The organism is Pandoraea sp. NPDC087047, assembly GCF_044745225.1.
GTDB lineage: Bacteria > Pseudomonadota > Gammaproteobacteria > Burkholderiales > Burkholderiaceae > Pandoraea.
The window spans coordinates 314,321-328,926 of record NZ_JBIUZU010000005.1; the positions used below are offsets into that span (position 1 = coordinate 314,321).

General features: G+C 63.7%; 13 protein-coding genes and 1 pseudogene. 4 read left to right on the top strand and 10 right to left on the bottom strand.

Going from position 1 to position 14,606, the window contains the following annotated elements; translation table 11 throughout:
* Nucleotides 1–179 precede the first annotated feature (179 nt).
* On the top strand, nt 180–2,348 hold the full coding sequence (locus tag ACIPHM_RS11715; protein ID WP_400327973.1) for a putative bifunctional diguanylate cyclase/phosphodiesterase: 2,169 nt from the start codon (nt 180–182) through the stop codon (nt 2,346–2,348).
* A gap of 123 nt (nt 2,349–2,471) precedes the next feature.
* Here ACIPHM_RS11715 and ACIPHM_RS11720 read toward each other — a convergent pair whose 3' ends face one another.
* The 4 genes from ACIPHM_RS11720 to ACIPHM_RS11735 all read right to left on the bottom strand — a co-directional run bounded on the left by ACIPHM_RS11720 (nt 2,472) and on the right by ACIPHM_RS11735 (nt 5,854).
* Entirely contained in the window at nt 2,472–2,888 is a 417-nt protein-coding gene (locus ACIPHM_RS11720; protein WP_400327975.1) for a VOC family protein, read from the bottom strand.
* Nucleotides 2,885–3,421, bottom strand: coding sequence for a helix-turn-helix domain-containing protein (locus ACIPHM_RS11725; RefSeq protein ID WP_400327977.1), 537 nt, complete (start codon nt 3,419–3,421; stop codon nt 2,885–2,887). Before ACIPHM_RS11725 ends, ACIPHM_RS11720 begins: the two co-directional genes overlap by 4 nt.
* The gene (locus ACIPHM_RS11730; RefSeq protein ID WP_400327980.1) at nt 3,399–4,706 is read right to left on the bottom strand and encodes an autotransporter strand-loop-strand O-heptosyltransferase; all 1,308 of its coding nucleotides are present in this window, start codon (nt 4,704–4,706) and stop codon (nt 3,399–3,401) included. Before ACIPHM_RS11730 ends, ACIPHM_RS11725 begins: the two co-directional genes overlap by 23 nt.
* 185 nt (nt 4,707–4,891) lie before the next feature.
* On the bottom strand, nt 4,892–5,854 hold the full coding sequence (locus ACIPHM_RS11735; protein ID WP_400328256.1) for a LysR family transcriptional regulator: 963 nt from the start codon (nt 5,852–5,854) through the stop codon (nt 4,892–4,894).
* Nucleotides 5,855–6,060: 206 nt separating this feature from the next.
* Between ACIPHM_RS11735 and ACIPHM_RS11740 the strand changes: the two genes are divergently transcribed.
* Complete coding sequence (locus ACIPHM_RS11740) at nt 6,061–8,349, top strand: NADP-dependent malic enzyme (protein WP_400327982.1); 2,289 nt, start codon at nt 6,061–6,063, stop codon at nt 8,347–8,349.
* A gap of 139 nt (nt 8,350–8,488) precedes the next feature.
* Here the strand turns inward: ACIPHM_RS11740 and ACIPHM_RS11745 are convergent.
* The 5 genes and pseudogenes from ACIPHM_RS11745 to ACIPHM_RS11765 all read right to left on the bottom strand — a co-directional run.
* Nucleotides 8,489–9,208 (bottom strand): annotated as a pseudogene (locus ACIPHM_RS11745) (amino acid ABC transporter permease); the annotation flags it as partial.
* Nucleotides 9,209–9,239: 31 nt separating this feature from the next.
* Nucleotides 9,240–9,962, bottom strand: coding sequence for an amino acid ABC transporter permease (locus tag ACIPHM_RS11750; protein WP_400327984.1), 723 nt, complete (start codon nt 9,960–9,962; stop codon nt 9,240–9,242).
* 116 nt (nt 9,963–10,078) lie between these two features.
* A complete protein-coding gene (locus ACIPHM_RS11755) occupies nt 10,079–10,924 on the bottom strand; it encodes an ABC transporter substrate-binding protein (RefSeq protein WP_400327986.1) in 846 nt (281 codons plus the stop codon).
* Between the two features lie 256 nt (nt 10,925–11,180).
* Nucleotides 11,181–11,540, bottom strand: a complete 360-nt coding sequence (locus tag ACIPHM_RS11760; protein WP_400327988.1) for a YXWGXW repeat-containing protein — start codon at nt 11,538–11,540, stop codon at nt 11,181–11,183.
* 205 nt (nt 11,541–11,745) lie between these two features.
* Complete coding sequence (locus ACIPHM_RS11765) at nt 11,746–12,147, bottom strand: 4-oxalocrotonate tautomerase family protein (protein WP_400327990.1); 402 nt, start codon at nt 12,145–12,147, stop codon at nt 11,746–11,748.
* A 108-nt stretch (nt 12,148–12,255) separates the two neighbouring features.
* Here ACIPHM_RS11765 and ACIPHM_RS11770 point away from each other — a divergent pair, with 108 nt between their 5' ends.
* On the top strand, nt 12,256–13,215 hold the full coding sequence (locus ACIPHM_RS11770) for a LysR family transcriptional regulator (RefSeq protein ID WP_400327992.1): 960 nt from the start codon (nt 12,256–12,258) through the stop codon (nt 13,213–13,215).
* Here ACIPHM_RS11770 and ACIPHM_RS11775 read toward each other — a convergent pair.
* Nucleotides 13,212–14,081: an MBL fold metallo-hydrolase gene (locus ACIPHM_RS11775; RefSeq protein WP_400327994.1), complete on the bottom strand. Its 870-nt coding sequence runs from the start codon at nt 14,079–14,081 to the stop codon at nt 13,212–13,214. The genes ACIPHM_RS11770 and ACIPHM_RS11775 overlap by 4 nt on opposite strands.
* A gap of 153 nt (nt 14,082–14,234) precedes the next feature.
* Here ACIPHM_RS11775 and ACIPHM_RS11780 point away from each other — a divergent pair, with 153 nt between their 5' ends.
* Nucleotides 14,235–14,606, top strand: coding sequence for an ArsR/SmtB family transcription factor (locus ACIPHM_RS11780; protein ID WP_400327996.1), 372 nt, complete (start codon nt 14,235–14,237; stop codon nt 14,604–14,606).

The following is a 14,606-nucleotide window of genomic DNA, read 5'->3' on the forward strand; positions in this document are numbered from 1 at the left end:
CGCAGACTCGCGCGCAGTCATGTGAAACGGGGTGCATGAAGATATTGCGCGTGCAGATCACGGATTTAAACGGCGCGCAACGTCTGGATTCCGCGCGCACGCTTTATGGCACCCGATGTTGTCCATCAAGCCGCTTTCAGGCGAGGAGACCGACGATGAAGTGTCCCGCTGTATCACCCATGGAAACGGAAAGGCTGGCTGCGCTGGCGGAGTATGGCCTGGGCAGCGAACGTCCGCTTCCGAGTCTCGATGCCGTCGTACACATCGCCGCGCACATGTTCGACGTGCCGGTGGCTGCCGTCAACATGGTCGGCGTCGATCACGTGTTCTTTGCGGCGGCTACCGGTTTTTCGTGCACGAACAGCGCTATCGACATGAGTCGGGATGCATCGTTCTGCGCGCACGCGATCAATGGGGATGACGTGATGGTCGTTCCCGATGCCACCCTCGACGAGCGCTTTCACGACAATCCCCTCGTCACGGGCGATGCGCAGGTGCGCTTCTATGCGGGCGTTCCCCTCCTGTCGGTGGATGGCCATGCGCTCGGCGCGTTATGCGTCATCGACAACAAGCCCAATCATGATTTCTCCGACGTCGAGCGCGAACGCCTGCGCGAACTGGCGAGAATGGCGTCCGACCGTCTGGAGCTGCGCCGCGTGGAGTTGTTTATCGAGCGCGAACGTCGAACGTTCGCGGAACCGGAGCGCTATTCGCCCACCGCGATGATTCGCTTCGACGCGTTCGGTGAGGTTCTCGACTGGAATTTCGCCGCCGCGGCCCTGTATGGCTACGGCATCGCCGACGGGCCAGGTCGTTCGATAGAGACGCTGATGGCGGCACGCAGCCGGTCGGCGTTGCGCGACCAGATCACGCAGGCCGTGAGCGCCGGTTCGGTCGACGGTATGACGATGCCGTCCGAGATCTACGGGGTACGCGCGGACGGCGCCGAATTCCCCGTGAGCCTCTCGCTGTTTTGCTGGTACGAGAACGACGTTCAGACGTTCAACGCGCATGTTCACGATATGAGCTCGCTGCGCGAAGGCGGGGAGTCGCTCAGACAACTCGCCTGTACCGACGTGCTCACGGGCGTTGCGAATCGCGCGAGCTTCTATCGCGACGCCGAAGTGGCGTCGGTGTGCCTGAAAGGGGCTGCCGTCGCGATATTCGATCTCGACGGTTTCAAAGACGTCAACGATACGCTCGGGCATGCGGTCGGCGATGGCATTCTCTGCGAAGTCTCCCGGCGTCTGGCAGGGCTGGTGCGCACCGTCGATACGGTTGCGCGCATCGGGGCAGACGAATTCGCATTGCTGCTGTGGGGTGTGACCGACGCGGAGGAAGCGCGTCGCAGGGCCGACGCGGCGTTGGCCGCCATCGCGGAGCCGATGGTCATTGGTGGATTCGACGTGCGTGTGAGCGCGTGCTGCGGTATCGCGCTCACGCCCGAGCACGCGGAGGAAGCGCTGAGTCTGATCGGCAACGCCGATCTCGCGCTGTCCCGGGCCAAGCATCACGGTGCAGGGCAGACGTTCGTGTTTGTCGACGCGCTGCGCACCGAGGCCGTCGCGCGGCGTGTGTACAACATCGAGCTGCATCGCGCGGTCAACGATGGCGAGTTCGTCTTGTTTTACCAGCCGCAGGTGGATTTCACCGACGGCTCGCTCACCGGCGCGGAAGCGTTGATTCGATGGCGTCATCCGCAGCGCGGATTGCTGTCGCCCGCGGCGTTTTTACCCGCGCTGGAGCGCGGGCCGCTGGCGGCATCGGTGGGGGCGTGGGTGCTCGACGAAGCGTGCGCGCAGGCGGCGTTCTGGCGTCGCAACGGCGCACCGGATTTCCGCATTGGCGTGAACCTGTTCGGCTTGCAGTTCCGGATCGGAAGCATTGTCGACGAGGTCGTCGCCGTCCTGGATCGGCATGGTCTGCCACCGCAAGCGCTGGAGCTCGAAGTGACAGAGAGCATTGTGCTCGATGACGATGTTGTCCTCGACGCCTTGCAACGCCTGCACGACTTCGGCGTGAGCATCGCGTTCGACGACTTCGGCACGGGGTACGCGTCGATCAGTCTGCTGCGACGTTATCCACTGAGCCGCATCAAGATCGACCGCTCGTTCGTGCAGGGAATGATCGAGTCGGAGCGCGATGCATCCGTCGTGCGCGCCCTCATGGACATGACGCGAAGTTTCGATTTGCGCACGATTGCGGAGGGCGTGGAGACCGCGCAGCAACGCGACAACCTGCGGCAACTGGGCTGCGACGAAGGGCAGGGCTATCTGTTTGGCGTTCCCATGCCTGCGTGGGAGTTCGGGGAGATGTTCGATGTGGGACGGCAGTTGAACCTGGCTTGATGTACGGGCCATGCCGTCTGTGCTTCACCACACCTCATCGTTCATCATCGCGCCGCACCGCCCGAGCCGATCGAACCGGGCGGCGCTCGTGTCGTCTCAGGCGGGCCAGCCGTCTCTGGCGTCCTACTGCTCGTCTTTCGGCGGCTGAATCATCTTCCAGCCATTGCCGGCCGGGTCTCGGAATCCCGCATCGACACTGCCATAGCGCTCAACAGGCTCCTGCGTGAATTCGACGCCGCTGGCTTTCAGCCGCGTGTAGGTCCCGTGGCAGTCGGACACATACAGCACGAGCGGCGGCATTGCGCCCTTGGCGACCATCGCCTTCAACGTTTGCGCCGTGGCTTCGTCGTGAATGGGTGGGCCGGGGGCGAACAGGCCGAGTTGGAACGCGGGCTGGTCGGGATGCTGGACGGTGAGCCACCGATACGGGCCGTTGCGCACATCCGTGTGCACGCGAAACCCGAGTTTGTCGACGTAGAACGCGAGGGCTGCGTCCTGATCGTCGACGTACAAACCCACGACACCGATACCTTGGTTCATAACACCTCCCTGGTTGATGCACGGACTGTACCGTCCGCCATGCGACGGCGCTTCTCCAAAACTGCGATGTTGAGGTCGGGCCGTTGTGCGGCTTTCAGCACGCAGCCCGGCACACGATCCAGGTGATCGAGGTTCGTGCGCGCTTTCTTGCGAAAGGCGCTGGGGCTCTGCCCGGTGATGTCCCGGAAAATGCGTCCGAAGGTGCCCACGCTCTCCCAACCGGTGGCGAAGGCGATGTCCGTGATGGTGAACTCGGTATCGCGCAGCAGGGTATTGGCTTGCTCGATGCGCCGGGTGAGCAGATAGCGATGCGGGGGAAGACCGAACGCCTGTTTGAACGAGCGGGCGAAATGCGCCTCGGACGTGCCACTAACGCTGGCCAGACGTTTGACGGGCCAGGCTTCGTGCGACGCCGCATCCATATGGTCCTTCGCCCGCAGGAGGCGGCGCAGCAGCGCGGGCGACTGCAACGGCGCCGCGTCGGCGGTTGGGGCTTGTCTCGCAGAGGCGTTACGGTGTTCGTTCGAGGCCATGAGGGCTGACGTTGCGATGGGGATTCGCGTAGTTTAGGCCCAACGCGCGGTCGATTGCGCTCAATACATCCTCCGGCGAAATCTCCCGCGTACACTCGAACGCCCGCGTTGTGCCCTTGTGCCTCGGGCACCAGTGGAAGTCGTCGTGGTTGTAGCGGATCGCCGGGTCGTGCCAGCAGCCCGTGCAGACGTCGTCGTTGATCACGCGATACGGCGTGGCGAACTCGTTGTGCGGCAGCGTAAAGCCGGAGATGAGCACTGTCGGTGTCCCCATCGTCCAGGCGAGCCACGACAGGCCGCTCGACAAGCCGACGAAGGCGCTTGCGTGCATTAGCCAGCGAGCGCGTTCGGTCAACGCAAGCTCGCCCGTGGCGTCGATGGCGCCCTCGGGGATCGATTGCCAGAAGTTGCCCTTGCCGTTACGCGGCTTCTGATCGATGCACACCACCCGCATGCCGCGCTCGCGCAGGGCCGCCACCAAGGTGTTCCATCCGTCCGGTCGATTCCAGTATTTGCACTGGGCCGTGCTCTGCACCGCGATGCAGACGTACGGCTCGGCCATCGGGCGTGAGACATCCGGCAGCGCTGTCTTCGCGGGGGCCTCGGCGTCGTCGACACCCAGAATGTGCGCGGCCGTGCGATGCAATCCCGTCTCTCGGAAGTCGCGCGGTTGCTCGAGGCATGCCTTGTCGTCGAAGAACAGGCCGACGTTATACGTGGCGTAGTACTTGCGTCGCTCCACGTTATCTTGCGCGACGAAGTCCACGTCGGGATACGCGTCGCGAAACAGCGCGGCCACCGCAGGCGTCACCACGCAAGCGAGACGGCACCCATGCACCTGCGCGAAGCGCAACGCATATGGCAGCCAGCCCAGCACGTCGCCCAGAGCGGCCAGCGGGAACTGGACCAGCACGTCCTGATTGCGGGCATCGTAGCGGTGCTCGAAGACCACGACATCGTTGAGCCAGATCGTGATGCCGTGCGGCACGTAGAACTTCGCCGGACTGCGCACCACGCCCGACGACAGCGACACGTCGTTGAGGGTGCTGTCGTCGCGCAGATCGCTGATCCGCACGCGCCACGGCAGCGGCTGGCCGAAATCGGGGATGACCACGCGGGCGCCGTCGTTGAAGTCGAAGCGCAGGCCGGCCGGACCCACTTGCGTGGGCAGCAGCGCGGGCGCCAGAAAGATCTGACTCGGCGAAGGCGCGAACGGTGTGACGGCCGGTGCGTGGCCGGCAGACGTCGCGCTGGGGGGAGCGGGGGGGAGGACGGCGTCGTTCATGGACGACACCTTACGACGAACATTCGCCGGGCAATCGCGCGGGAAACGAGCAGAAAAGGTGCTATTTCGCGAAATTTGCCGGTTTTGACGTCAAAAGACCTTTCATCGCCTTTCCGTGACGAGGATTTCGCGTACAACGCGACACCGGTGGCATTGAGGGCGTCGATGCCACCGACGCCGTCGCCCTATGCCGTCCCCGTCATCATCTGATATTGCGCGCGCAATGCCTCGGTGAAGCGGCGATGCGTCTCGCGCGGGTTTTCACGGCGGGTAAACATCGCGACGGGCGGCAGCGTCCAGGTCAGCGACCATGGCACGATCGCCACGCCCGCGATACGCACCAGTTCCTCGGCAATATCGGCGGGCAACAGCGACACGGCGCGTTCGCTGCTCGCGAGCAACTCCCCGGTCAGTCGCGACGAAAAGCTCTCCACGACGGGCACCGGCGGCACCACGCCCGCGTGCAGGAACAGATCGGAGAGCTGGTCGCGTATCGGCGTATTCGGGGCGCCCATCACCCAGTCGAGTTCGGCCAGTTGCGCCCACACGGGCGCGCTGCGCCCGAGCCGGGCGGCCAGACGGCGGCTCGCGACCACGCGCGGCATCTGGTGATGCAGCACTTCGAACTGCACTTGCGTCGGATCGACGCTCGCGGCCGCCCGGGCGATCACGATATCCAGCGTGTGATCGCGCAATTGCGCCATGAGTGACTCGCTTGTGCCCTCATGCAGGGTGACGGTCAGTTTCTGGGGAATTTGGGCAAGCGTCAGCTGGATGGCGGCGGCGAGGGTCTTGCCCGAGATGTAGGGAATCACGCCGACCTGCAAGCGCGCCGCGTGCCCGGCCATCACGGCCTCGATGTCGCGGGTCAGATGGTCCAGATCGTGGACCATTGCTTGCGCACGGGCCAGAACGACTTCGCCCAGCAATGTGGGTGTCATGCCGCGCGGCGTGCGGTCGAAGAGCGGGCCGCCGAGCATGCTTTCGAGTTCCGCGAGGGCGCTCGTGATCGCCGGCTGGCTCGTCGCCATGTGTTCGGCCACCCGTGTCAGCGAGCCGTGCTGCTGAATCTGCAACAGCAGCACGAGATGACGCATCTTGAGCCGGGTCGTCAGCCGCCGAACCACTTCCCCCGTATCGAAAGGCACCGCCGCCATCTGCTCTGGATCCTCTGAACACCCCAAGATTCGGGGCTTATAACGAAAACATGATGCCCCCATAGTAATTCAGAATCGTCCCCCGCTGGCGGCTCCCTAGAATGGCTCCACATCTGATGCGCCAGGGCGTTAGCCGTCTCCAGAGCGGTTCGCAGCGCAGGCCAGAGCCGAGACAAACCCACGAGGACGACACCGCCATGAGCAACAGCAACGATCACCAGGCCGCCCTGGAGTATCACCAGTTCCCGACGCCGGGCAAGATCTCCGTGACGGCCAGCAAGCCGCTCGTCACGCAGCGCGATCTGGCGCTCGCCTATACCCCGGGGGTCGCGATTCCGTGTCAGGAAATCGCCGCCGATCCGTCGGCGTCGTTCAAGTACACCGGTCGCGGCAACCTCGTGGGCGTGATCACCAACGGCTCGGCCGTGCTCGGTCTGGGCAACATCGGCGCGCTCGCCTCCAAGCCGGTCATGGAAGGCAAGGCTGTCCTGTTCAAGAAATTTGCCGGGATCGATGTGTTCGACATCGAAATCACCGAAAGCGACCCCGACAAGCTCGTCGAGATCATTGCCAGCCTCGAAGCCACGTTCGGCGGCATCAACCTCGAAGACATCAAGGCGCCGGAGTGCTTCACCGTCGAGCGCAAGCTGCGCGAGCGCATGAAGATCCCGGTTTTCCACGACGACCAGCACGGCACCGCCATCACCGTGAGCGCCGCGTTCATCAACGGTCTGAAGGTCGTGGGCAAGGATATCCGCGACGTGAAGGTCGTGACCTCGGGCGCCGGTGCCGCCGCGCTCGCCTGTCTGGACCTGATGGTCGACCTGGGACTGCCGGTTGAAAACGTCTGGGCGACGGACATCGACGGTGTGGTCTACGAAGGCCGCGCCGTCGGCATGGACCCGGACAAGGCGCGTTTCGCCCAGCAAACCGACAAGCGTACGCTCGCCGAAGTGATCGACGGCGCCGACGTCTTCCTCGGCCTGTCCGCCGGTGGTGTGCTCAAGCCGGAAATGCTCAAGAACATGGCGGCACGTCCGCTGATTCTGGCGCTCGCCAACCCGACGCCGGAAATCTTCCCGGAAGATGCCCGCGCCGCCCGCGACGACGTGGTGCTTGCCACCGGCCGCTCGGACTTCCCGAACCAGGTCAACAACGTTCTCTGCTTCCCGTACATCTTCCGTGGCGCGCTCGACGTGGGCGCCACCACGATCACGCGCAACATGGAAATCGCCGCCGTGCACGCGATTGCCGGGCTGGCGCAGGAAGAACTGAACGACTCTGTGGCCAATGCTTACGGCGCATACGACCTGTCGTTCGGCCCGGAATACCTGATTCCGAAGCCGTTCGATTCGCGCCTCATCGTGCGTATCGCCCCGGCCGTGGCACGTGCGGCCATGGAAGACGGCGTGGCTACCCGCCCGATCGCCGACTTCGATGCCTACGCCGATCAGTTGCAGCAGTTCGTGTACCACTCGGGCGCGTTCATGAAGCCGATCTTTTCGGCAGCGAAGCAACTGGTGCGTGACGGCGGCAAGTCGCGCATCGTGTTCGCCGAAGGCGAAGAAGAGCGCGTGCTGCGCGCCGTGCAGGTGATCGTCGACGAAAAGCTGGCGCGTCCGATCCTCGTGGGTCGTCCGGAAGTGCTGCTCGCCCGCATCGAGAAATTCGGTCTGCGCTTGCGTCTGGGCGAAGACGTCGAAGTCACCAACCCGTACTACGACGAACGCTTCCACCAGTACTGGACCAGCTACTGGGAACTGCGCTGCCGCGACGGCATTACCAAGGAAATGGCGCGTGTCGAAATGCGCCGCCGTCTCACGCTGATCGGCGCGATGATGGTGCGTCTGGGCGACGCCGACGGCATGATCTGCGGCACCGTGGGCGCGTATCACGACCACCTGCGCTTCGTGGACGAAGTCATCGGCAAGCAGCCGGGCGCGAACACCTACGCGGCAATGAACATCCTGCTGCTCGACAAGCGCACCGTGGCGCTCGTCGACACGCACGTCAACGACGATCCGACGGCTGAGCAGATCACCGAGTTCACGCTGGCCGCGGCCAGGCAGATGACGCGCCTGAACCTCAATCCGAAGGTCGCGTTGCTCTCGCGCTCGAACTTCGGCTCGGGTAGCGCGGCATCGGGCACGAAGATGCGCAAGGTATTGGATCTGGTGACAGCGCAAGCGCCGGAGCTGGAGATCGACGGCGAAATGCATGGCGATTGCGCGCTCGACGAAGGCCTGCGCAGCCGCATCCTGCCGCATTCGCGTCTGAAGGGTGCCGCAAACCTGCTGGTGTGCCCGAACGTCGATTCCGGCAATATCGCCTACAACCTGCTCAAGACCGGCGCGGGCAGCAACGTGGCGGTGGGTCCGTTCCTGCTGGGTGTCGGCGCACCGGTCAACGTGCTGACGTCGAGCTCGACCGTGCGACGCATCATCAACATGACGGCCCTGACCGTCATCCAGGCCAATCGTGACTGAAGTCTACCCGGCGCTCACGCTCGGGGAGGTTTTCCGGGGCGTGGCGCCGGTCGCGATGCGCCAGCCGACGTAGTCGTCTGACCCCTCTCGCAAGCCCCGGCCGGTCCGGCACAAGCATCGATGCTATGCGCTGCCACCCGCGCCGGGGATTTGTCTTTGCGTCCTCCGGATCCCTGGCTTGCGGGCGCAACGGTTTGCCGAGCAGCTTCGTGCACAGCCATTCGAGCGCGCTGCACATCACGAAATAGATCAACGCGACGAACGCGAACACTTCCGCCGGATAGACCATCAGACGGCTGTTGACTTGCGTGGCGACGAACGACAACTCGGCCACGCCGACGATATAGGCGAGCGACGTGTCCTTGACCAGCGAAATCCACTGATTGATGAACGACGGCGTCATGATGCGCAGCGCCTGCGGCAGCACGATGTGGCGCAGCGTCTGCGCGCGCGTGAGGCCGAGCGACATGCCCGCCTGCCACTGTGCGATGCCCACACCGCGAATGCCGGCATAGACCGTGTGCGAGAGATACGCGCCGCCGATCAGCGCGAGTGCGCAAGCCACCGTGGCGAGACCGGGCACGTTCACGCTGAAGAGGATCGGCAGCAGGAAATACGTCCAGAAAATCAACATCAGGACGGGAATCGCGCGAAAGAATCCGATCACGAATGTGAGCACCCAGCGCGCCGGGCCGCCGAGCATCGCCAGTGCGATGCCACCCGCGAGGCCCAGAACCCCGGAGGCCAGGGCGCTTACCGTGGCGAGCACCAGTGTGAGTGCCGCCCCGCAGAGCGGGCCTTCGGGAAAGTCGCCCCAGAGCAAATAGGGCAGGTTATCCAGTACGGCAGAGAAATTCATGGGGCTTCCGGGGAGTTCGCTAGCGTTGGCATCACCGTGACGGCGCGGCGGCGTGACGGTGTGTGGTCGCCATGCTGATGGCTTCGATCAGGGCAATCGCACCGATGTAGAGCAGCGTGGCAATGCCGAACGCCTGAAACGTCTTGAACGTTTCCGTCTCCACTTGGCGCGACGCGTACGAGAGTTCCGCCAGCCCGATCGCCATCGTCAGCGACGAGTTCTTCACCACGTTCATGTACTGCCCGAAGAGCGGCGGCATGGCGATGCGCACCGCCTGCGGCAACACCACATGACGGAAGATCGCGAGGCGGCTCAATCCGAGCGCGGCGGCGGCGTGTGTTTGTCCGGCGGGTACGCCGCGCAGCCCGGCGCGAATTTCTTCACCGATGAACGCCGTCGTGTAGATCGTGAGGCCGACGAAACCGGCCAGTGTCTCCAGCGTCGGCCAGCGAATATCGAACAGCACCAGATGCCAGACATGCGTTTGCGAGAGCCACTGCACCGCGCCCTCGGGCAGCAAGGCCGCCACGCCGAAATACCAGAAAAAGAGTTGCACCAGCAGCGGCGTGTTGCGCATCAGGGCGACGAACGTCGCGGCGGGGCGAGCGAATAGCGCGTTATCCGAATTGCGTGCGAGCGCCAGGCCGAAGCCGAGCCACGTTGCGGCGGCGCTCACCGTGACGGCAAGCGCGAGCGTGACGCCGAAGCCGCTCAGCAGCCAGCCGACATACTTCGGGGCGAGCCAGTCGATCATGACGGGAGTTCCAGGCAAAATGCCGGGCGCGCACGGGTCTCTCAATCCGTGCGCCCCGGCAGGGCCGACAGGCAAGCGTCAGACGTTGCGCCGTATGGACTTCAGGCGTGTCGGTGTCAGACCTTGTCGCCGATCTTGAACAGACGCGGCAGCGGCTGGGCCGACTTCGGGCCGAACCACCGGTCATAGATATGGGCGGCCGTGCCGTCCTTCTCCAGATCGCGCAGCGTGTCGTTGACGAACGCCGTCAGACGCGGCTCGCCCTTCGGCACGCCCACGCCCATGTAATCGTTCGAAATCGTGAACGCCGGGATCTCATAGTTCTGCTTGTCCGGCACATTGGCGAGCAGACCGACCAGCTTCGGGCCGTCCTGCGTGATCGCCTGAACCGTACCCGTGCGCAGGGCGGCGAAGGCAAACGGCGTATCGTCGAACGCCACAATCGTCGCCTTCGGGAATTTCTCGCGCAGCGTGATTTCGTTCGTCGTGCCCTTATCCGCGCCGATGCGCAGCGCGCTCAGTTGATCTGGCGACGACAGCGTGCCCTTCTTCGCGAGGAACTGCTGACCCGACGAGAAATACGGAATGCTGAAATCGACCTGCTTGGCGCGCTCGTCCGTAATCGTGAAGTTTGCCAGCACCAGGTCCACCTTCTTCGACGTGAGGAACGGAATGCGGTTGGCCGGGTTCGTGGGCTGGAGCTCCAGCTTGACGCCGAGCTTGTCAGCCAGCGCCTTCGCGTAGTCCACGTCGAGGCCGACGATCTTGTGCGATTTCGCGTCGACATAGCCGAACGGCGGATTGCTGTCGAACGTGGCGACGCGCAGCACACCGGCTTTCTTGATGTCGTCGAGCTTGTCGGCGTGGGCCGCGAGCGGCGCGAGGGCGGCGATGCCGAGCACAGCGGCCGAGAGAATGGAAACAGCAAGACGTGCGCGTGGTTGGCGAATATTGTTTTGCATGGCCTGTTGGGCTCCGTTTTTCGTGGATCCGTCATGAGTCCCGAGGGCGTCGACAGCAAAGCGGACAGATGTCGACGGGGACCTGGCTGCGCATAGCAGCGAGCGGATATCTACGATAACGGGGCGAGGACGCGCACCCAACCAACCGATTTTTCTTAGCAAAACGCCGGCGCTGATAAGCGCCGGCGTTTTGGTACGGCTTCACTTGCTACAACACGACTTCGCGGTCGGACAACAATGCATCGAAACCCATCGATCAATCGTGGTGATCGTGGCCATAGCCGTGATCGTCATGACGACCCGGGCCGCCGTGATCCCATCCGCCGCGGTTCAACTCCCAGCCGTGCGGTCCTTGATGCCAGGCCGGCGCACGATAGACGTAGCCGGGGCGTTCGCGTTCCCAGTGACCGCCGTGCCATTCATGGCGATGGCCGTCCCAGTCCCAGAAGCCCGGGGCCCAGACATAACCCACGCGCGGCGGCGGGACCGGTTCATAGCGCGGCGGCGGCGGCTCGCCGATGCTGATCGAGACGCCCACCTGAGCGTGGGCCGGTGCGACGACAAAGCCGCCGAGCGTGGCAGTGACTAGCGCGATGGTCAGAGTCAGTTTTTTCATTTTCGCCCCCTTGAAAGCGAAGTTTTGGTACATCTTCATCGTACGAGGGGACGCGTTCACAACGAAGCTAATAGTCGTAAGAAAGTGTTGAAAGTGTTGCTTCGCTGCGTAACAACCCGCATGAACAGAGCGTTCAACGAAATCGGCATGCAGTCGGGATTGACGATAAGAGGGCAAGCGCGAAGCGGGGGTTTAAAAAGAACATTCAAAGCACCCCGGCCAGTTGATGCCGATATTCCTGCGTCCGTCCGCCGTAGCCATAAGCGGCGGCACGCGCATCGATGACATGGATATAGGAGCATTGATGAACGTTACCGAGCAGTGCGCCGAGCGATTCAAAAACCTGAGAAATAAAGAGAGCCTTCTCGGCCTTCGTATTCGTTTCGTCCGTCACACTGATATCCAGATGAAAGGCGTTTTTGCCGAGCTCCGAGAGTGGCGCGCCGCCGATGAACCAGCGGTCGTGCGCAATGTAGTCGACGGTAACGGCGATGACCTCGGGCGCCTTGTGGAGTGTGTCGAGCGTCAATTGCGAGACGGTGCGCACGGCGTTAAGGGTGAGGGTGTCGTCGGGCTTGCCCGAGAGTTGCAGGACGATGTGTGGCATGGTGGCGCTCCCGAAGAATGAAAGTCGGTGAAGACAACGACTTCAGTCTAGGGAGATGATTGACATCGGAAAAGCGGGAATTTACGATTCAATCCATCGGTATATTCAATGGGTGAGATCATGCTCCCGGGATTCGATTTCGACCAGTTGCGCACCTTTGTGGCGGTTGCCGAGGCGGGGAGTCTTTCTGCGGGGGCGCCGCGCGTGTTTCTGTCGCAATCGTCCGTCAGCGAACAGATTCGCAAGCTCGAGGAGCGCGTTGGCGTGACGCTGTTCAGGCGCGGCAAGCTGGGCGTGTCGCCTACGCCTGCGGGCGAGCGTCTGCTCGGACACGCCAGGCAACTGATCGCACAGTCCGAACATGCATGGCACGACGTGCGCGGGTTCTCGCTCGCGGGAGCGTTGCGGCTGGCGATTACCGACTACTTCCGTCCGGGAGATGTGGCACGCATGCTGCGGCATCTCAGCGTGGCTTACCCGTCGCTGAGCATCCACGTCACCATTCTGAAAAGCGGTGTCATCGAGTCCGGTTACGACGCAGGCGAGTTCGATATCGGCCTGTCCATGCGCATTCTCGGTAAATCGCTCGGACGCGATACCGTTGCCGGAACACGCACGCTCGGGCGCGAGTCGCTCGACTGGGTTGCGTCGCCCGATTTTGTGAGAGACGAGGGCGCACCCCTGCCGTTGCTCGTGCTGCCCGACACGTGCGCGTTGCATCGCTTCACCACCCAGTGGCTGGACGAGCATCGCGTGCCGTACACCATCGCGCACGTGGCGTCAGGCGTGGCGGGATTGCAGTTGGCGTTGAGCGCGGGGCTTGGGGTGGCGTGTCTGAATGCCTCGGCCGCCGGGCCATCGCTCGTGCGCATCGACACCCTGATGCCGGGGCGGCGACTGCCTGCGCTGCCTGAAGCCGAGTTTCATCTACTCCCCGCACGCCGCGGTGAGCCCGAGTGGGTCACGCAGGCGCGCGATGCGCTCGCCGGGGAACTTGCCGCGCCTGCGGTGCCGAAAGTACTCAGAAGCAATGAGCGGCGCTCGGCGCTAATTCGCGCGAGAGATTAAAGCGCATTGAGCGGGATCTTCAGATAGCGCGTGCCGTTCGCCTCCGGCGCGGGCATGTCGCCTGCACGGATATTGACCTGTACGGCGGGCAGGATCAGCGTCGGCATGTCGAGCGTGCGGTCGCGGGCTTCGCGCATGGCCACGAAAGTGTCCTCGTCGATGCCGTCATGCACGTGGACGTTCGCGCGGCGTTGTTCGCCGACCGTCGTTTGCCAGTTTGCGGCGCGTCCGGCGGGCGGATAGTCGTGGCACATGAACAGACGCGTTTGCTCCGGCATCGACAGCAGACGGCGAATCGAGCGGAACAGCGTGTGCGCATTGCCGCCGGGGAAATCGCACCGCGCGGTGCCCACGTCGGGCATGAACAGCGTGTCGCCCACAAAAACCGCATCGCCCACGCGATACGCCATGTCCGCCGGCGTGTGGCCCGGCACGAACATCGCCTGCGCCTGCAAGGTGCCGATGGCAAACGTCTCGCCGTCTTCGAACAGATGATCGAACTGCGAGCCGTCGGGCGGCACGTCCGCACCCAGATGAAACAGCTTCTTGAAGACGTGCTGCACGTCGCGGATGTGTGCGCCGATGGCGATGCGTCCGCCCACGCGCTCCTTGAGCCAGCGCGCCGACGACAGATGATCCGCGTGCGCATGCGTCTCGAGAATCCAGTCGACCGTGAGCTTTTGCGCGGCAATGAATTCGAGCACCCGCTGCGCCGAGCCCGTATGTGTGCGGCCGGCTTTCGGATCGTAGTCGAGCACCGGGTCGATGATCGCCGCGTGAGCGCCCGGCGCATCGAATACGACATACGTCACCGTGGCGGTGGCGGTGTCGAAAAAGGCTTCGACGTGTGCTGGCGAGGCTGACATGACCGGCTCCTGCAAAAGTTTATCGATTCATATATTATAAATCAGTAAAGTGTACGTAATACGCGTGACATCTTACGAAGGGGCGCGGCAACCGCTGTGGCAGAGATGCGCCGCTTGCCACGCGCCGACTTCCTGATTTGCATCGATCCTGCCATGCCACGAGTCACCGCGCTATCCCCCGTCGCGTCAGCCGACGATGTTGTTGCCACTGCGGCCGTCGCGCCGCTTGACATCGCGCGTTTGCGGACCGCCGCGCAAGACGCCACCGCGCTGCTGCGCGCACTCGCCAACGAAGACCGTCTGCTGATTCTGTGTCGGCTCACTCAGGGCGAGTTGTCGGTCGGTGAGCTCGAAGCGCAGCTCGATATCCGGCAGCCGACGCTCTCGCAGCAACTCGCCGTGCTGCGCACCGAAGCGTTGGTCACGACCCGGCGCGATGGCAAGCGTATCTATTACACCGTCGCCGATGGTGCGGTCCTCGCCGTGCTCGCCTGTCTCTACGCCCAGTTTTGTCCGAAATCCTGA